This is a genomic window from Anaerovirgula multivorans (genome assembly GCF_900188145.1).
Classification (GTDB): domain Bacteria; phylum Bacillota; class Clostridia; order Peptostreptococcales; family Natronincolaceae; genus Anaerovirgula; species Anaerovirgula multivorans.
In genome coordinates, this window is the sequence record NZ_FZOJ01000005.1 from 183088 (window position 1) to 202018 (window position 18931).

14 protein-coding genes and 1 pseudogene are annotated in these 18931 nt (G+C 35.3%); all 15 read left to right on the plus strand.

Annotated elements, in window-relative coordinates:
- Positions 1–214: 214 nt before the first annotated feature.
- The 15 genes and pseudogenes from CHB72_RS07130 (at position 215) to CHB72_RS07205 (ending at position 18793) form a co-directional block, all read left to right on the plus strand.
- Positions 215–2185: a sigma-54-dependent Fis family transcriptional regulator gene (locus tag CHB72_RS07130; protein ID WP_089282188.1), complete on the plus strand. Its 1971-nt coding sequence runs from the start codon at positions 215–217 to the stop codon at positions 2183–2185.
- 378 nt (positions 2186–2563) lie between these two features.
- Positions 2564–2923, plus strand: coding sequence for a Lin0512 family protein (locus tag CHB72_RS07135; RefSeq protein WP_089282189.1), 360 nt, complete (start codon positions 2564–2566; stop codon positions 2921–2923).
- Positions 2924–3083: 160 nt separating this feature from the next.
- Positions 3084–4070, plus strand: coding sequence for a pyruvate dehydrogenase (acetyl-transferring) E1 component subunit alpha (pdhA, locus tag CHB72_RS07140; RefSeq protein ID WP_089282190.1), 987 nt, complete (start codon positions 3084–3086; stop codon positions 4068–4070).
- Positions 4067–5056: an alpha-ketoacid dehydrogenase subunit beta gene (locus CHB72_RS07145; RefSeq protein ID WP_089282191.1), complete on the plus strand. Its 990-nt coding sequence runs from the start codon at positions 4067–4069 to the stop codon at positions 5054–5056. Before pdhA ends, CHB72_RS07145 begins: the two co-directional genes overlap by 4 nt.
- A 46-nt stretch (positions 5057–5102) precedes the next feature.
- A complete protein-coding gene (locus tag CHB72_RS07150; protein WP_089282192.1) occupies positions 5103–6098 on the plus strand; it encodes an ATP-NAD kinase family protein in 996 nt (331 codons plus the stop codon).
- 276 nt (positions 6099–6374) lie between these two features.
- Positions 6375–7682 carry a dihydrolipoamide acetyltransferase family protein gene (locus tag CHB72_RS07155; RefSeq protein ID WP_089282193.1) on the plus strand — a complete coding sequence of 436 codons (1308 nt, stop codon included), beginning with the start codon at positions 6375–6377 and terminating at the stop codon, positions 7680–7682.
- Between the two features lie 11 nt (positions 7683–7693).
- Positions 7694–9082: a dihydrolipoyl dehydrogenase gene (gene lpdA / locus CHB72_RS07160; protein ID WP_089282194.1), complete on the plus strand. Its 1389-nt coding sequence runs from the start codon at positions 7694–7696 to the stop codon at positions 9080–9082.
- Between the two features lie 157 nt (positions 9083–9239).
- Complete coding sequence (locus CHB72_RS07165) at positions 9240–9707, plus strand: NUDIX domain-containing protein (protein WP_089282195.1); 468 nt, start codon at positions 9240–9242, stop codon at positions 9705–9707.
- Between the two features lie 281 nt (positions 9708–9988).
- A complete protein-coding gene (locus CHB72_RS07170) occupies positions 9989–11017 on the plus strand; it encodes a PocR ligand-binding domain-containing protein (protein WP_089282196.1) in 1029 nt (342 codons plus the stop codon).
- A 270-nt stretch (positions 11018–11287) separates the two neighbouring features.
- Positions 11288–11419, plus strand: a pseudogene (locus CHB72_RS28230) (transposase zinc-binding domain-containing protein); the annotation flags it as partial.
- Between the two features lie 893 nt (positions 11420–12312).
- Positions 12313–12516 (plus strand): carbon storage regulator, encoded by a 204-nt coding sequence (locus CHB72_RS07185; RefSeq protein WP_089282198.1) that lies wholly within the window; start codon positions 12313–12315, stop codon positions 12514–12516.
- Positions 12517–13106: 590 nt separating this feature from the next.
- Positions 13107–13289, plus strand: coding sequence for a carbon storage regulator (locus CHB72_RS07190; protein WP_089282199.1), 183 nt, complete (start codon positions 13107–13109; stop codon positions 13287–13289).
- 345 nt (positions 13290–13634) lie between these two features.
- Positions 13635–14456, plus strand: coding sequence for a flagellin N-terminal helical domain-containing protein (locus tag CHB72_RS07195; RefSeq protein WP_089282200.1), 822 nt, complete (start codon positions 13635–13637; stop codon positions 14454–14456).
- A 105-nt stretch (positions 14457–14561) separates the two neighbouring features.
- Complete coding sequence (locus tag CHB72_RS07200) at positions 14562–15383, plus strand: flagellin N-terminal helical domain-containing protein (RefSeq protein ID WP_089282201.1); 822 nt, start codon at positions 14562–14564, stop codon at positions 15381–15383.
- 194 nt (positions 15384–15577) lie between these two features.
- Positions 15578–18793 (plus strand): IPT/TIG domain-containing protein, encoded by a 3216-nt coding sequence (locus tag CHB72_RS07205; protein ID WP_089282202.1) that lies wholly within the window; start codon positions 15578–15580, stop codon positions 18791–18793.
- The last annotated feature ends 138 nt before the right edge of the window (positions 18794–18931 follow it).

The following is an 18931-nucleotide window of genomic DNA, read 5'->3' on the forward strand; positions in this document are numbered from 1 at the left end:
ATTAGACCTGGTGCCAGTTACACGGTAGCTCGAAAATTAAGATTAATGACAATGTTTAGAAAATAATTGTTATAATCCCAAAATTTTATGCTATGCTATAATAAAGAACTTATTTTTAATAATAAACTTTATTTTTTCTAATACCTTCTATGTATAATAGAATTTTTGTTAAAGATAGTAAACTTCCATTATTCTTTTAGGGGGGAAGAAGAAAATGTTATATAAAATAAGTAATTCTAGTAAAATAAATACCGAACAAGCATGGAATAATTTTGTATTATCAGGAAAGGTGGAGGAAAGCTATGTACGGAATGTTATAGCAGAGTCATGGCTTCGTTGTCATAATGCAGGAGTCAATTACTTAGACGGCTATTGTCAAGATTTGCTTTCCAGAGAAGAAATACAGATATTTATTCAAGAAAAAAAGCAACTGATAGATATTGCAAAACCTATTATGAAAACCTTATTTAAATGTGTGGAGGGTTCTAGTTTTGTTGTTGTATTGGTCAATGAAAAGGGTCTTATACTAGAAACTATTGGAGATTCAGATGTTTTAATGATGACAAAAACGTTAAACTTTCTACCCGGAGCCAATTGGTCAGAAGAGTGTGTGGGTACCAATGCTATAGGAACTACACTGGTTATTAATAATCCTATACAGGTTTCGGGAGCAGAACATTATTGTAGTAAGCATCATATTTGGACTTGTTCTGCTGCTCCAATACATGATTCATATGGAAATGTTATAGGCTGTTTAGATATGTCGTGTTTAATAGGGCGAGAGCATTCTAAGGATTTAGGAATGGTTGTTGCAGCAGTAAGAGCTATAGAAAATCAGCTTCATAAAGAAGAAACACAAGGACGATTATTTGCTGCTCATAAACATTTAACAACTGTTTTGAGCACAATTTCAGAGGGAATCATGTCCATCGATAAGGATTCCTTTATAACACATGCAAATCCAGCCCTTGCTAAAATTGTAGGTATGCTTCCAAGTGATATAATAGGAAAAAAAGTCAGTAGTATTTTAGGAGATTGCTATCATATTAAAAAGGTTTTAGAAACAGGTAGAAGCTGTTTAGAAGAAGAAGTTACTATCGATGTGTTAAAACAGCAGATTCATTGTACATTAGAAGCTATCCCTATAAAAGATCAATCCATGCAAGTTGTGGGAGCGGTTATAACCTTTCGAGAGATTAAGCAGGTTCATCAAATTGTAAATAAGATGGCAGGTACCCAGGCAAGATTTGGTTTTAGAGATATCGTTGGAAAGAGTCATAAAATTCAAGAGATTATTAGAAAAGCCAAAGTAGCAGCTAAAAGTCTATCTACAGTCCTACTGTTAGGAGAAAGCGGTACTGGTAAAGAAGTTTTTGCACAGGCCATCCATAATTCCAGTGAGCGTAAGGACGCACCTTTTATAGCGGTTAACTGCGCTGCTATGCCTAGGGAATTGATACAAAGTGAACTCTTTGGTTATTGTGATGGTGCTTTTACCGGTGCTAAGCGGGGCGGCAGACCAGGAAAATTCGAATTAGCTGATGGAGGTACATTGTTATTAGACGAAATAGGAGATATGCCCCTAGATATGCAGGTAAATTTACTAAGGGTTTTACAAGAAAAAAATGTGATAAGAGTAGGTGGAGATAAGCCAATTCCTATTGATGTTCGAGTAATTGCTGCCACAAATAAAAATTTAAGCTTGGAAATAGAAAAGGGAGCTTTTCGGAAAGATTTATTTTATCGGCTAAATGTTGTTACCCTTACAATGCCATCCTTAAAGGAAAGATATGGAGATGTTAAATTATTTGTTGAATATTTTCTTCAAAGAATGTCACTCAAATTAGGTAAGGAGATTGCAGAGGTTCATCCTCAGGTTATGGAAATCTTAAACAATTATCATTGGCCCGGTAATGTTAGAGAGCTAGAAAATGTATTAGAGTATGCTATCAATATGATGGAAGGCAATACAATTACAAAAGAATCCTTGCCTTTTTATCTTAACAAAGAAGAGATGAAAATAGAGGAGGAAGATGAGCTTTTTACTCTAGCAGAATTAGAAGGCAATGCAATTAAAAAAGCCCTAAAGAAATTTGATGGAAACATTACTAAAGTAGCTCAATCCTTAGGAATAGCTAGAAATACTCTGTACGAAAAAATGAAAAAATATAAGATAAAAAAATAAAGTATCTTCAGATGCTTTATTTTTTTAGACGTTTTTTAGTGTCCTGAAATTGATGAGTGGTAGATATTCTAACAGTACATATAGGAAAACAAAGAAATTCAATTGCTTCTGACAAAGAATGCAATAAAAACTGTTAGAAAAGCTAACAAATATTTAAGATTCCCATGATAACAATTTGCCTTAACAAAGTCATTTTACATTGAATAATTATTATTTAAATAAAAAGTTTTAGTTTGTTTTTAAAAAAAGATTGATTTGACGATAAAAAAAACTTTGTTATCAGTTGTAAATAAAAATGATTACTAGGATTTTAGAATATGGCACACTTATTGCTTATTTAATAATGGAAAACTAAGAAAATGGCAAGAGGGGGGCGCTATGTGGAAGAGATATATCATTGAATTGGGATGGGGTGCAGATCTTCATGGACAGGACGTAACAAAAGCAGCTAAGAGGGCTGTAAAGGATGCAATTTCAAGAAGCTGTCTTTGTGGATTGAAGGAAATACTGGAAATGAAGGATATTAATGAGGTAGGAGTACATGTTATCATTGCTACGCCTTATCCAAACCAACTAGACAAGGAAAAGGTGATGAAGGTACTGCCTATAGGCAAAAAATCAATAGAAATAGTGGAAGGGGGGATGGAGGTACCAGGGCTTTATGTGAAGGACTTTGGGGACCTTAAAGACAGCATTGTTATTGTAAATGCATGTGTGGAAGTAAAAGTATTTTGTTAAAGCTTGATTTGTCGGTGTATTGCTAAGACTTCCGCTTCGACAAGCAGAAGATTAAGTACTACATCCTCGAAGTAAAGTTGGCTGCAATTTAGTAGGAGTAAAAACTCCTCCTGAATTAAGTCTCGTTTTATCTCAGCTAAAAAAACAAGGAGGGAATAATATGAATCTATCTAACGACAAGATCATAGAAATGTATAACCAAATGCTGAAAATAAGAAAGTTTGAAGAAAAGGCCATGGGGCTTTTTGCCGAAGGTCAAATACCTGGATTTGTTCACCTATATATTGGAGAAGAAGCAGTTGCAACAGGTGTTTGTACAAATCTATCAGATGATGATTATATTACCAGTACCCATAGAGGTCACGGTCATATTTTGGCTAAAGGTGGAAATCTAAAAGAAATGATGGCAGAGCTTTATGGAAAGGAAACAGGTTATTGTAAAGGAAAAGGTGGATCTATGCACATCGCCGATGCCACAAAAGGAATCTTAGGTGCCAACGGGATTGTAGGTGCAGGGCATAATTTAGCAGTAGGTGCAGGGATAACTGCACAATACAAAGGTACTGATCAAGTTTGTATCTGTTTTTTTGGAGACGCCTCAACCAATCAGAGCACCTTCCATGAGGCGCTAAACCTTGCAAGTATATGGAAACTTCCAGTAGTTTTTGTTTGTGAAAACAACTTATACGGAATATCTATGAATCAGTCTAGACATCAGGCAATACAAGATGTATCTGACAGAGCAGTTGCATACAACATTCCTGGAGTAACCGTCGATGGTAATGATATATTTGCTGTTTATGAAGCGGCGAATGAGGCTATCAAAAGAGCAAGAAACGGACAAGGGCCCACTTTAGTAGAATGCAAAACCTATAGACATAGGGGACACTTTGAAGGTGATCCTACGGTTTATAGACCAGATGAAGAGCTAGCTGAATGGTTGAAAAAGGATCCAATCAATAGATTGGAGAAATATATGGTAGATAACAAGGTCATAAAGGCGGAGGAATTGAAGGCTATAAAGAAAGCGGTTGATAAACAAATTGCAGAGGCAGTGGAATTTGCTAGTAATAGTCCATATCCTTCACTAGAATCAGCAGTTGAGGATATTTATACTGATATCGTAGAGGAGGTTCGAGTTAGATGAGAACAATGACATATGGAGAAGCTATTAGAGAAGGTATGAGAATTAAAATGAAAGAAGATCCAAATGTATTTATCATGGGGGAAGACGTAGGAGCATTTGGAGGTTGTTTTGGTGTAACTGCGGGACTTTATGAAGAATTTGGAGAAAAAAGGGTAAAAGATACACCCATATCTGAAGGCGTTATTATTGGTGGTGCCGTTGGAGCAGCTGCAACTGGTCTTAGACCTATAGCGGAATTGATGTTTATTGATTTCCTAACAGTAGGAATGGATCAAATTGTAAACCAAGCAGCAAAAATGAGATATATGTTTGGTGGAAAGATTACTGTACCTATGGTTGTAAGGTTACCCTCTGGTGGTGGCGTTCAAGCAGCAGCACAGCATTCCCAATCATTGGAGGCATGGTTGACACATGTACCAGGGCTAAAGGTAGTTTACCCATCTACGCCGCAAGATGCGCTAGGACTTATGCTAACTGCCATCGAAGATGATAACCCAGTTATGTATATTGAACACAAAGCAATGTATGCTATGAAGGGTGAAGTAGCAGATGCTGTTGCTCCCATTGCTTTTGGTGTAGCTGATGTAAAAAGAGAAGGAAGCGACGTTACTGTAATCGCCTATGGAAAAATGCTTCATGAAGCTTTGAAAGCAGCAGAAGAACTTGCCAAAGAAGGAATCGAAGTGGAGATTGTAGATCCAAGAACGTTATATCCGCTAGATAAAGAAACTATCTTTAAATCTGTTGAAAAGACGAATAAAGTGGTGATTGCTACAGAAGAAACAAAAAGAGGTGGCTATGCTGGTGAAATAGCAGCTTTGCTTGCTGAAAAGTGCTTTGATTACCTTGATGCTCCCATAATAAGAGTAGGTGCGTTAGATACTCCTATACCTTTTACAGCTTGTCTTGAAAGTTATGTACTTCCAAACTTTGTTGATATTGTTAATGGAATTAAAAGTATCACCAGTAGTGCAATGAATATATAAATCAATAGGGGTAACTTACGTTACCCCTTTAAAAGGGTGATGAGATATGTCAAGCATAGGAATCATTGCTAACCCTGCATCAGGTAAGGACATAAGGAGACTTGTTTCCCATGCAACAGTGATTGATAATCATGAAAAGGTAAATATTGTTAAGCGGATTATATTGGGAGCTCAGCAATGTGGTGTGAAAAACATCTACATTATGCCAGATACCTTTAATATAGGCTATAAAGCCATCGACAGTTTATGTTACTCAAAGGAACTGACAAGTGAAATAGAGGTTTTAGCTATGCAACTTAGTGCAAATTTACAGGATACCATCAATGCAGCAAAGATGATGGAGGAAATGAAGATAGGCTGTATGATTGTACTAGGTGGAGATGGTACGAACAGAGCTGCAGCTAAGGCAATAAAAAATACGCCATTAATCAGCATATCAACAGGCACCAATAATGTTTATCCTGAAATGGTTGAAGGAACTGTGGCTGGAATGGCTGCAGCTGTAGTTGCTTCTGGAAAGCATTCTAAAGATAGGATAGGCAGAAAAGATAAAAAAATAGAGATCTATAAAAATAAAGAATTGACGGATATTGCATTAATTGATGCGGTAATATCAAAAAATTTATTTGTTGGTTCTAAAGCAATTTGGAATATGGAGGATATCATAAAAATAATTGTATCAAAAGCCCATCCTGCATCTATAGGGTTTTCCTCTATAGTAGGATGTAAAACAATAATAAAAGAAGATGATGATTTTGGGGCCTCTGTTGATTTAACAGAAGATCGGTATGCTATTATTGCACCAATAGCGGCAGGGCTAATAAAAGAAGTTTATATGGACGAACCTACAATTTTAAACCTCAATGAAGCATATGTTTATGAGGCAAAATCAAATGGTATGATTGCTGTGGATGGCGAAAGAGAAATACCCTTTCAAAAAAATGAAAAGATAATCTTTAAAATAACGAGGGGTGGGCCCTTTCGTGTAAATATAAAAAAGGCATTGGAAGATGCTCAAAAAAATGGATTTTTTAACAGATAAGTGATAGAAATCAAATTCTATAAATACAAGTGTATATGGGTAACCAACTACAGAACTTAAGCAGATGACTGAAATCTATGATTTCATGTCAGTCGCTTATACAAGGTGAAATTTTGATATACTAAAGGCTACATTTACAGCCCATAGTTTTGGACGAAACCGTAGACTATGTATATCAAAAGTAGATGACCCAAATCTTTGATTTGCTGTCAGTCACTTTCACAGAGTGCAATTAAAGTTTAAAATTGTTTATCTATAGCATAGAGGAGGATTAAAATGGCTAAAGTAGTAACAATGCCCAAATTAGGATTAACAATGACAGAAGGTACATTGACTAAATGGTATAAGGGAGAAGGAGATGTAATTGATGCTGGGGAAGTACTGTTTGATGTTGCCACAGATAAATTGACAAATGAAGTAGAAGCAACAGAAAGTGGCATCGTAAGGAAATTATTGGTGGAGGAGGGTGATGTTGTAGCTTGTTTAAAACCAGTGGCCATCATTGTCGATGCAAATGAAGATATATCTTCTTTAATAGGAGAATCAGATAAAAAAGATGTTGAAAAAATTAGTATAGCAGCAAGTAAAGAAAATGCTGAGAGAAAGCCAATAGAAACACAGAAAAGTAACGGGCGGATCAAAGCTTCTCCTGTGGCAAAAAAATTAGCCGAAGAAAATAACATAGATCTTTATCTTGTTACCGCCACAGGTCCTAATGGAAGAATAACACTTGAAGATGTAGAAGCTTATATAAATGATTCTGCAAAAAAAGTGAAAGCATCTCCAATGGCTGAAAAAACTGCAGATGCTTTGAAGGTAGATTTATCGGAAATTAGAAAAGATGCTAGAATTATGAAGGAAGATGTATATAATTATCTAAAGGATAAAAATACAGCAGTTCAAACAAATCCAGTGGAAACAAAAATTCCCATGAGCCAGATGAGAAAAATAATTTCCAGTAGGATGTCCGATAGTTGGAGGATGTCACCAACAGTTACTTTTGATATAAGGGCGGATGTTACAAGATTAAAAGAAATTAGGAGTCAATTAAAGGATATCTGTAAAATTACTTTTACAGATCTATTAATTAAAATTATTGCAACAACTCTGTTGGAATTTCCATATCTAAACAGCAGCATTGAAAATGATGGGATTATTACCCGCAATTACGCAAACATAGGTGTTGCGGTAGCTCTAGAAGAGGGACTCGTTGTACCAGTTGTTAAATACGCTAATACAAAGGGATTAAAACAGATTTCAAGTGAAGTCAAAGAATTGGCGGAAAAGGCAAGAAATAATGAATTGAGTCAAGATGATATGACAGGGGGCACCTTTACCATTACGAACCTTGGAATGTATGGAATAGAATCCTTTTCACCAATTATAAACCAACCGGAAGTAGCTATACTAGGCGTTAATACGATTACGGAAACACCTGTTGCAGTAAATGGCCAAACAGTAATTAAGCCATTAATGAATCTAAGTTTAACAGCTGATCATAGGGTAGTCGATGGAGCTGTAGCTGCTCAATTCTTGGCAAAAATGAAAGAAACTATTGAAAAACCAGAGATATTATTATTATAGGGGGAAAAAAGATGAGAATCGTTGTGGTTGGGGGAGGTCCTGGAGGTTATGTAGCAGCTATCAGGGCAGCGCAGCTGGGGGCGGAAGTTACCCTTGTAGAAAAGAAATATATTGGGGGCACTTGTCTAAATGTTGGATGTATTCCTACAAAAGTATTACTCCATACAGCTGAACTGTATACTACTTTACAGAGAGAAGCAGAGGATTTAGGCATAAAGATTGAAAAGATAGACATTGACTGGAAAAAACTACAGCTAAGAAAAAAAGAAGTGATAAACCAGCTAGTGGGCGGAGTCAATATGCTTTTAAAATCAAATAAAATAGAAGTTATTATGGGGGAAGGGTATTTTCTTAACACCAATAAGATAGAGGTCCGTCAGGTGGAAGGAAAAAAAGTAACGGTAGATTTTGATTATGCAATTATCGCTACAGGATCAAAACCTTTTATTGTTCCAATACCAGGAGCTGATTTAGAAGGGGTTATTACAAGTGATGAAGCCCTTTCATTAGATAAGATTCCTAAAAGCCTGCTGGTGATAGGTGGAGGTGTCATCGGAAGCGAATTTGCCAGTGTCTATAGCAGCATAGGAACAAAGGTGACAATGATTGAAGCTCTCCCTAATATTGTGGCTACAATGGACCAAGACGTTACTGCTTATCTAGTGGAAGTATTAAAAAATTCAGGGGTAGACATATATACAGACACAAAAGTAGAAAGCATTGAAAAAATCAAAACAGGCTTAAAGGTAAATACAGTGTCTAAAGAAGGAAACAAATCATTTGAAGTGGAAAAAGTATTGTTATCCGTAGGAAGGAAGCCTGTCACTGAAAATATGGGATTAGAAAAAATCGGCGTCAAGTTAAATAGAGGCAAAATTATCACAAATAAAAGATTCCAAACAAATACCAGTAATATCTATGCAATTGGAGATTGCAGAGGAGAAATAATGCTGGCACATGTGGCTTCAGCAGAAGGCGTAGTTGCTGTCGAAGGAATCATGGGAAAAGCTTCAAAAATTGATTTTAGAACAATTCCCTATGCAGTATATACCAAACCGGAATTAGCGGCGGTGGGAATGACAGAAAAACAGGCAAAAGAACAGGGATATGAAGTAAAAACAGGAAGATTTCCACTATATGCAAACGGCAAATCCCTCATTATGGGAGAAACTGACGGCACGGTAAAATACGTAGTGGATGCAAAAACAGAAGAGATTCTAGGACTTCATATGGCAGGACCGAGGGCAACGGAATTAATTGTAGAAGGGGCACTTGCTTTAAGATTGGAAGCTACCATTGAAGAAATAATAACAACAATCCATGCACATCCTACAGTAGGAGAATCCCTCCATGAAGCGGCCCACGCTGTTCATAATACCGCTATTCATTTGCCTAAATAATGTTCTATTTAAACTCATGTAGCCCATAGTATTATGCTATGGGCTTAAGCTATTTCCACGGGAATAAAGCGTATATTGCATCTTGATAGAATTTCCCGTGAACTATTATAATATAAATGATTACTAATTTTACAAATAAAGGATAAGGGTGAGTGAAATGATATGTAGAGTAAGAGCTGCTGCAATAATTATGAATCCAAAAAAAGAGCTACTTTTAGTATTCCACAGGAATCCAAATACAAAGGAAGCATGGTTAATGCCCCCCGGTGGAGGCCTGGAGCCTGGTGAAAGTGCTACAGATGCATTGAAAAGAGAAGTCTATGAAGAATGTATAGTAGACTGTACTCCGGAACGATTAATTTATGTAAGAGAATACTTGGATCAAGAGAATGATATACATCATATTGCTTTGTTTTTCACTGCTCATATAGACAATTTCAGTATAAAAACAGGAATCGATCCTGAAATGGAAGAACAGCATATTGTTGAATCTAGATTTTATTCTAAACAAGAAATTGAAGAAACAAGTGTACCCGTTTACCCAGAAATCATTAAAAATCAATTCTGGAAAGATTTAGAAGACAATTTCATTGGACATACCATCTATCTAGGCCAACAAAAATAGAAAATAGTAAAATAAATGAATGGAACTCTATAGTCCTACGGAAAAAAATAGAATCTATTTTTTTCCGTAGGACTATATTTGTATTTTTCTTATAAAATCATAGGAAGGATATTCGGTAGATATGGAGAATAATGAGAAGTAGAAAAGAAAGCAAACCAGCTGAAGTAAGAAATACAACTGAGGCTTTGAGGTTTATTGAAGATATATTGGTTAATGTTGCTGTCATAGAGAAATAGATAGAAATATTATTGTGATAAATAATTATTTCAGGGAGGGTCAGTATGGAATATAAGTTTACAGATCTTGTTGATATTTCTAAAATTCAGGAACTAACGAATCTTTTCTATAAAGCAACGGGAATTCTCACTGCAACACTTGACCTGGAAGGAAATATTTTAACTGCTTCAGGTTGGAGAGAGATATGTACTAAATTCCATCGAGCCAATTTAAAATCAAGAAGTAGATGTATTGAGAGCGATACTCATATTAGCAAGATGTTGGTTGATAATAAAAATTATCGAATTTATAAATGTCAAAATGGATTAATTGATGCTGTAGCTCCTGTTGTTGTTCAGGGAAAACATATTGCTAACATATTTACTGGTCAATTGTTATTAGATAAGCCTGATTTAGGGTTCTTTATTAAACAAGCTAAAGAATTTGGATTTAATGAATCTGAATATGTAAAGGTTTTGCTAGAAGTTCCAGTAATTGAGGAAGAGAGATTGAAGCATATTATGTGTTACCTTTGCAGCTTTGCAGAAATATTAGGGGAAATGGGACTGAAAGAACTGAAGCTTTTGGAATCACAAGCAGAAGTCTATGCAGCAAATGAAGATTTAGAGGCTTCTCAGAAAATGTTAATAGCTACTTTGGAGGAGTTGAGAGACCAATATGATAAATTGCAGCAAAAAGAAAATTTAACAAGAGAAAACGAGAAACGTTGGAAATATGCTATTGAAGGAACCGATCAGATCGTTTGGGATTGGAACATAGAGAATAATCAAGTTTACTTTTCAAAAGCTTATAAAAGCTTACTTGGGTTTGAAGCAAATGAGTTTATTGGTGATACTAAAGAATATTTAAATAGAATCCATCCAGACGACCGTAAGGGAGTAATGGAGGAAATGACAAAATATTTAAACGGAAATATTATATTTTACCATAATGAATACCGTATAAAAGATAGAGATGGTAATTATAAATGGATTGTCTCAAAGGGGCAGATTACGGAAAGAAATCATGAAGATAAGCCTATAAGAATAGTGGGGACATTAACAGATATTACTACTAATTCTCAAAAACCCTAGAAGATGAATAAATACAGTAAAACCTCAAAAATAAAAACATCTTCATAAAACAATTAAAAAATAATAACATTTCTGCAACGAACCAGTGCTTTATACCAGTACTGGTTTCCTTTTTTCTAAATGTTTCCACAAATACATCTATTACTCTTACTGGGTTATCTTCTAGGATATAATCATCTATACATTCTGGGAACATAATAATTTAATTTCTATCTTCTCCTTTGATATATGATTGAAGTATGCTTTTGAAAATCACGAAAACTTCAGGATGTAATTAACAGGTATCTGGACTGTGGTGATCCACACTTTGGTTTTGCCAGAGTCAAATGTGAAGACTGCGACAAAAAATATATACTGCCATTTTCGTGCAAGCGACGCCGGGTGCCCTCTAGAGCAATATAATTAGAGGTTTTGTTTTTATTTTTAAATGTCTATAGTTTAAGGTTTACTTAGTAGAATAATCAACGATTTGATTTTATTTGAGTCAAAGAGCTTTGTAGCCTATCAAACTGAGTTTATAAGTTACTCAATTCAACAGGAAATTAATTCAGGAAATGGGTACAGAATACTAAAATTAAAGGTAGAATATTACCATATCCTGTATAAAAATGTATAATTTATCATTTTACAAGCATTTAATTGCTAGCTTGTAAGTGATAAAGGTATAGTAAAATGACCTTATTTTCTAATTATAATATTGAAATAGATATGTTTGTTCTATACAATAATTCTCAGAGCAATTTGATTAGCAGTGAGCAAAAAGGTTTTTTTATAGGGAATTTACAAAGAAGATAATTATTTTGATCTATACAATGTATAGTAAACTCAAAAAAATGAGGGGGTTGAAGCTAATAAAAAGAGAACCATGGATAGGCTATAGCATGTAATGTACTACGTTATGATATGAAAGTAGATATCGAATACATAGGATAAAAATGTAAAGTCCACCCATAGGTTTGATAGATAATTAGAATGTTTGAAATTATTATTAAAGAATATTGTAAAGATACTTAATAGCTATATTCAAAAGAAGAAAAAATATAAATACTGAAGCTGCTGATTAAGCATAAAAAGTAAGGTATAGGCAAACAAAAAATATTAGAGCTATAAATTTAAAACTTAAAATAAAGAAAACAAATATACCTGTATTGATAATTACTAAAATGGAAAAGAGAGAGTAGAATAAAGCTATAGAGAAAAACATTATGAACAGGATTGAAGATAAAGGAGTAATTCAATCCCGACCTCTGACAATGAGGCGAAAGTTAGATAAATATTCTCAAGGAGGAGATAAAATGTTAGTGATAGGAATAAAAAATGGTGAGTATGCTATGATAGGAGAAAATATTAGGATTCATATAGTCAAGAGTAAAAAACATGATTTGCGGTTGGCTATTGATGCACCAAAGCATTTATCTATAAAAAGAGGAGAATGTATTGAAAAGAGCCCCAAAACAGTTAAAAAAAAATTCCAACGTGCAAGAATCATTTTGAATTAGAAACGAAGAAATAGAAAGAGGACAAATATTTTTAAAATATTTTATATGAAAACCAATAATTATCGGTTCAGGTATGGAATTTTCAAAACAGCAAATAATCAATAGGACAGAGTAGAAATGAGAATGATAAATACTTCTTTTCTAGAATTGCAGTTGAATATATAATGCCTAAGACCTATATATACTCCATAGCAGAATTGCGATATATATTATGAGTATAAAATTAAAAATAAAATAATAATAATAAGGGATAAACTTAGGTCATGGATGAGCTGAATTTATCTTCACTGGTTAGCAGGAAGCAAACTCGGTGAAGATTTGTAGCTCATTTTTTTAGTTTAAGAATATCCTATTTTATAGGAACTACAGCATTGGAGTTCCTATAAAAGTAGTATGAGAAACTATGTCAAAATTGAGTTTTATATAGAAGTAATATAAATATAAAAAGTAAATACTGGTAGAGGTAAACTTGGGTCATGGATGAGCTAAATTTATCTTCACTAGGTTAGCAGGAAGCAAACCAAGTGAAGATTTATAGCTCATTTTTTTTTTTTTCAAAACTATCTATTGAACTTAAGGGGGGAATTAAAATGTTAGTCCTAGGAAGAAGACCTGGAGAATATGTTTTGATTGGAGATAATATAAAGGTTCAAGTAGTAAAAAGTAAGGAAGGAGACTTGAGATTGTCTATAGAAGCTCCTAAAGAAATACCGGTAATAAGAGGAGAATTATTGGACATCAAAACATCTTCTTCATGCAACTTATCTAAATAGTCTTATAAACTAAATATTCAGGGATGAGCTAACGTCTTTATAGTTTCTCTGCAGGAAGCGGAGAAATAAAGACTTGTTAGCTCATTTTTGTTTTAATTACTTATTTTTATCCTTCGGTGTATTGCTAAGACTCCCGCTTTTTCAAGCGGGAGATCAAGCACTACATCCTCGAAGTAAATTCGGCTACAATTCAGTGGGAGTAAAAACTCCCTCTGAATTAAGTCTCATTTTATTGCTAGCTTTATTGTGGATAAGCCGAGTGGTCATTAGGCTTAGTATATAAACAAAAAATACATGTAAATGAAAAAGGAAGTTCATTTTAAAAAATCCAGGAGGGAAAAAGTCATGAGAATTAACAACAATTTAATGTCAATGAATGCACACAGACAATTAGGCATGAACACGGGATTACAAAGCAAGAGTTTAGAAAAATTATCATCTGGTTTTAGAATCAATAGAGCTGGAGATGATGCTGCAGGTCTATCTATCTCAGAAAAAATGAGGGGACAGATTAGAGGCTTAAATCAAGCCTCTAGAAATGCACAAGATGGTATATCATTAATCCAAACTGTTGAAGGAAATTTAAATGAAGTACATTCAATACTACAAAGAATGAGAGAATTATCCGTACAGGCAGCAAATGATACCAATGAAACAGAAGACAGAACAGCAATAACACAAGAACTTTCATCTCTGACAGTAGAAATAGATAGAATTGCAAATGCTACAGAATTCAATAAGAAAAAGTTATTAGATGGTTCTATAACAGATATAAATTTACAAATAGGTGCTAATGCTGATCCAGCAGCAAATGGATTAATTATTAATTTCACAGCTATGGACAGCGGGAGTTTAGGGATAGGCGCTTTGAATGTAGATACTTATGCCAATGCTACAGCTGCAATAACAGCTATTGACACAGCTGTTGAACAAGTTTCCATGGTAAGATCAAACTTAGGTGCAGTTCAAAACAGACTAGAGCATACCATCAACAATTTGGACAATGCTGCAGAAAACCTTCAAGCAGCAGAATCAAGAATTAGAGATGCAGATATGGCAAAAGAAATGATGGAATTTACTAAAAACAATGTATTAATCCAAGCTGCAACTGCGATGCTGGCACAGGGAAATCAAGCACCTGAATCAGTGCTTCAATTATTAAGTTAGTTTGTTATGGATAAGCCAAGTGACCATTAGGCTTAGTATATAAACAAAAAATACATGTAAATGAAAAAGGAAGTTCATTTTAAAAAAACCAGGAGGGAAAAAATCATGAGAATTAACAACAATTTAATGTCAATGAATGCACACAGACAATTAGGCATGAACACGGGATTACAAAGCAAGAGTTTAGAAAAATTATCATCTGGTTTTAGAATCAATAGAGCTGGAGATGATGCTGCAGGTCTATCTATCTCAGAAAAAATGAGGGGACAGATTAGAGGCTTAAATCAAGCCTCCAGAAATGCACAAGATGGTATATCATTAATCCAAACTGTTGAAGGAAATTTAAATGAAGTACATTCAATACTACAAAGAATGAGAGAATTATCCGTACAGGCAGCAAATGATACCAATGAAACAGAAGACAGAACAGCAATAACACAAGAACTTTCATCTCTGACAGTAGAAATAGATAGAATTGCAAATGCTACAGAATTCAATAAGAAAAAGTTATTAGATGGTTCTATAACAGATATAAATTTACAAATAGGTGCTAATGCTGATCCGGCAGCAAATGGATTAATTATTAATTTCACAGCTATGGACAGCGGGAGTTTAGGGATAGGCGCTTTGAATGTAGATACTTATGCCAATGCTACAGCTGCAATAACAGCTATTGACACAGCTGTTGAACAAGTTTCCATGGTAAGATCAAACTTAGGTGCAGTTCAAAACAGACTAGAGCATACCATCAACAATTTGGACAATGCTGCAGAAAACCTTCAAGCAGCAGAATCAAGAATTAGAGATGCAGATATGGCAAAAGAAATGATGGAATTTACTAAAAACAATGTATTAATCCAAGCTGCAACTGCGATGCTGGCACAGGGAAATCAAGCACCTCAATCAGTGCTTCAATTATTAAGATAATTGTGGGGTCAAAGGAGGATGCAGTGTGCATCCTCCTTAATTGACATTGGAATCCGTTGTAGGAGTCCTTCATGGGCAAAACCTTAGGAAGGTTATTATTTAAATTTAGAATTTGATTATAAAGGCCTACCTTTATAGCAAATATTTGTTCGCCACAGGTACAATTTGAAATCAAAAAGAAAGGTGGTTTGAGAATGAAGATGTTTAAAAAAGGATTAAGCATTTTATTGTCATTTGTTTTTTTATTTACAGCATTGGCTTCCGGAACGGTATCATATGCTTCAACTAATTATGTTTCAACAGCAAAATATGTAAATCCTACATCAATCTATGTTGGTGAAGAAGCGGAAATAGCCTTATCCATTAAAGGAATAGAACCAACAAATGTAATTTTGCCTAATGACGTAATTCTTATACTAGATAAGTCTGGAAGCATGAAACCAACTTATGAAGAAAACAACGGAGAAGATAAAATGGCTTTTGCAAAAGAAGCAGCCCAAGGCTTTATTGATCTAATGGATTTTACAAAACATCGTGTTGGCGTTGTGGACTACAGTGATGTAAATAAAATAGGCACTTTTCCATTGACTACCGATGGGAGCAGTGGGAAGGAATATATTGATGCCATTAAAGCCGACGGTGGTACTGCAACAGGAGATGCTATTTATGCAGCGATTGATCTGCTAAAGGATAAAAGGGGAGAGGCTCAACCGGTTATTGTTATCTTAACCGATGGAGATGCCACAATACCACGAAAAAATTCTCAGGATAAGGAAACTCCATATGCCTATGCAAAAGAAGCAGCAGCAGTAGCAAAAGAGGATGGAATTGTTTTCTATACCATTGCCTTGCTTACTGAGGGAACAAATCCAGAAACCAGTGGACCTAATAATCTATTAAAAGAAATGGCAACTACTGCACAGCATCATCATTTTGTGCTGGGATCTGTAGGATTGGCGGAAATCTATGCCAGAATTGTTCAGGAAATTGGTAGAGCCAGTGCTTATAATGTAATAGTGACAGATACTGTCGCACCAGAATTTGAGATTGTACCGGATTCTTATAATCACAATATTCCAAAGCCTTCTGTTGAAGGTAATACATTAACCTGGAATTTTCATGAACTAAAAGACGAAGAGCTTATTTTCACCTATAAAATTCGGCACAAACAGGATGCTAAGACAGGAAGCCTCAATGTAGCTGCAAATTCTACCATTAGTTACTTGGACTATACAGGCACTGAAACCACCTCAAACATTACGATACCCAAAATTACTGTAAATCAACACTCTCCTATTATCACTTCACTAGAAAATGACAAAGGACATGTAGATGGAGGAGAAACCGTTATAATTAACGGAAATTATTTCAGACCTGATTTAGTGGTGGATTTTGGTAGTAAGCGAGCTACCAATGTTGTATTTATCGATGAGACAAAGGTCAGCGTTACGGCTCCATCGGGTAAACAGGGTGCTGTTACTGTTAAACTAAGCAATACAGATGGACAGTTTGCTACGGCAGAGTACAGTTATTGGGCAGATCCTATTATTACAAAAATTAATCCTGAGAAAGGCCCTATAACTGGTGGAACACAGGTAAGAATAGATGGACAATATTTTATGCCAGGTATGCAGGTGAAATTTGGAGACCAATTAGCATCAAATGTAAATGTATTTAATAGTAATTCTTCTGTAAATGCAACTACCCCTGCGTCATTAGTGACGGGTCCGGTAGATATAGAATTGATAAATACAGATGGTACAAAGGTAACAGCAATTGGAGGTTTTACTTATGAAGGTCTTCCAGAAGTTACAGTGACTTCTGTTTCTCCAGACACAGGATTGGTTACTGGAGGAATCTTTGTAGAAATTTATGGTAGCAACTTCCAGCCTTCTGCAAAGGTATTCTTTGGTGATAAGCAGGCTAACGGGTTTTTTTACTTTAACAGTACAAAACTTCGTGTCCTAGCTCCTTCTGTTGAAGAAGCAGGGCCAATAGATGTGAAGGTAATCAATGGAGACGGACAATCGGGGGTTCTGCAGAATGGATTTACCTATTTATCACCGCCTGGAGAACCGGCACCGGTGATTTCATCAGTGACGCCAGACACAGGCTTAGTATCTGGGGGATATACGGCTGAAATCAATGGAGATCATATCAAATCCAATGCATCCGTTTACTTTGGAAATACTAAAGCACCTATTACCTTCTATTATAACAAAAATAAGATAAAAGTTACAGTTCCAGCAGGAGCAGCTGGTGTTACAGATATTAAGATTGTTAATCCTGACGGACAAGAAGCTGTCTTATCTGAAGGGTTCACTTATACAGAACCACCAAAAGTAGTTCCAACTATTACAAGCATTACACCAGACAATGGGCCAGTAACTGGTGGAACACATGTTATCATCGAGGGATCTAACATTCAGTCTAATGCAAAAGTATATTTTGCTGATAAGCAAGTACCTATAAGCTATTATTTTGGTTCAAGTAAAATACGAGTCATTTCCCCAGCTATGGAAAATGCTGGTGCTGTGGATGTTAAGATTGTCAGCACCGATAATGAAGAAGCTGTTGCTGTCAATGGATTTACCTATACTTCCGTTGCTCCTACAGTGACCTCTGTTTCTCCGGATAACGGTTTAGAAAGTGGAGGATACCAAGTATTCATTAATGGAACAAACTTCAAAAACAACGCAACAGTGTTATTTGGAGAAAACGTTGCTCCTATAGCATCTTATTTCAACAGTTCCAGAATACGGGTAACAGCACCTGAAGGCAGTGCGGGGGCAGTAGATGTGAAAGTTATAAATCCAGATGGAGAATCAGGAACATTAGAAGATGGATTTACTTACACAGAGCCTCCGAAACCACCAGAGCCTACCATCACCTCTATTACACCGAATAATGGTGAAGTAGAAACCAGTCTTAGTGTAGATATTAAGGGAACTAATTTCGCATCCGGTTCCAAGGTATATATTGGTTCAACACAATGTGTTGGTTTTTACTATTATAATAGCTCAAGATTGCGAGTGTTATACCCAAAATCCAGTGTTGCGGGACCAGTAGATGTAACAGTTGTAAATCCAGACGGACAATCTGTAACATTGACAGATGGTTTTGTCTACAATGAAAAGCCAAAGGACCCACCGCCTGTTATTACTTCCGTTACACCTAATACAGGGAAGATTAATACCAATTCAACTATAGATATTTATGGCACAGGTTTTAAATCAGGTTCGAAGGTATATTTTGGTTCTACACAAGCCAACTGGGTCTATTATGTTAGTGGTACCAGAGTACGTGTGAGCACGCCAAAAACTGATGTTGAAGGTACAGTAGATATCACAATTGTCAACCCTGACGAACAATCGGTGACATTGACGGATGCTTTCACTTATATACAATAATTCTAAGATAGATATAAACTTTCAGGTTGTTTTTTGTTGGCAGCCTGAAGGTTTATTGATAGCAACATTGTTTATTAAAAGGAAAGCAACAAATTAGGAAGATTAACAAAGCGGGGTTCAATAGCATATAGGTAAAAA

Excerpts from the sequence above, each read along its gene's own strand:
- CHB72_RS07190 (WP_089282199.1), top strand. The coding sequence starts at position 13,107 with ATGTTAGTCCTAGGAAGAAGACCTGGAGAATATGTTTTGATTGGAGAT.
- CHB72_RS07155 (WP_089282193.1), top strand. The coding sequence starts at position 6,375 with ATGGCTAAAGTAGTAACAATGCCCAAATTAGGATTAACAATGACAGAA.
- CHB72_RS07170 (WP_089282196.1), top strand. The coding sequence starts at position 9,989 with ATGGAATATAAGTTTACAGATCTTGTTGATATTTCTAAAATTCAGGAA.
- CHB72_RS07195 (WP_089282200.1), top strand. The coding sequence starts at position 13,635 with ATGAGAATTAACAACAATTTAATGTCAATGAATGCACACAGACAATTA.
- CHB72_RS07150 (WP_089282192.1), top strand. The coding sequence starts at position 5,103 with ATGTCAAGCATAGGAATCATTGCTAACCCTGCATCAGGTAAGGACATA.
- CHB72_RS07135 (WP_089282189.1), top strand. The coding sequence starts at position 2,564 with ATGTGGAAGAGATATATCATTGAATTGGGATGGGGTGCAGATCTTCAT.
- CHB72_RS07205 (WP_089282202.1), top strand. The coding sequence starts at position 15,578 with ATGAAGATGTTTAAAAAAGGATTAAGCATTTTATTGTCATTTGTTTTT.
- CHB72_RS07185 (WP_089282198.1), top strand. The coding sequence starts at position 12,313 with ATGTTAGTGATAGGAATAAAAAATGGTGAGTATGCTATGATAGGAGAA.
- CHB72_RS07130 (WP_089282188.1), top strand. The coding sequence starts at position 215 with ATGTTATATAAAATAAGTAATTCTAGTAAAATAAATACCGAACAAGCA.
- lpdA (WP_089282194.1), top strand. The coding sequence starts at position 7,694 with ATGAGAATCGTTGTGGTTGGGGGAGGTCCTGGAGGTTATGTAGCAGCT.
- CHB72_RS07145 (WP_089282191.1), top strand. The coding sequence starts at position 4,067 with ATGAGAACAATGACATATGGAGAAGCTATTAGAGAAGGTATGAGAATT.
- CHB72_RS07200 (WP_089282201.1), top strand. The coding sequence starts at position 14,562 with ATGAGAATTAACAACAATTTAATGTCAATGAATGCACACAGACAATTA.
- CHB72_RS07165 (WP_089282195.1), top strand. The coding sequence starts at position 9,240 with ATGATATGTAGAGTAAGAGCTGCTGCAATAATTATGAATCCAAAAAAA.
- pdhA (WP_089282190.1), top strand. The coding sequence starts at position 3,084 with ATGAATCTATCTAACGACAAGATCATAGAAATGTATAACCAAATGCTG.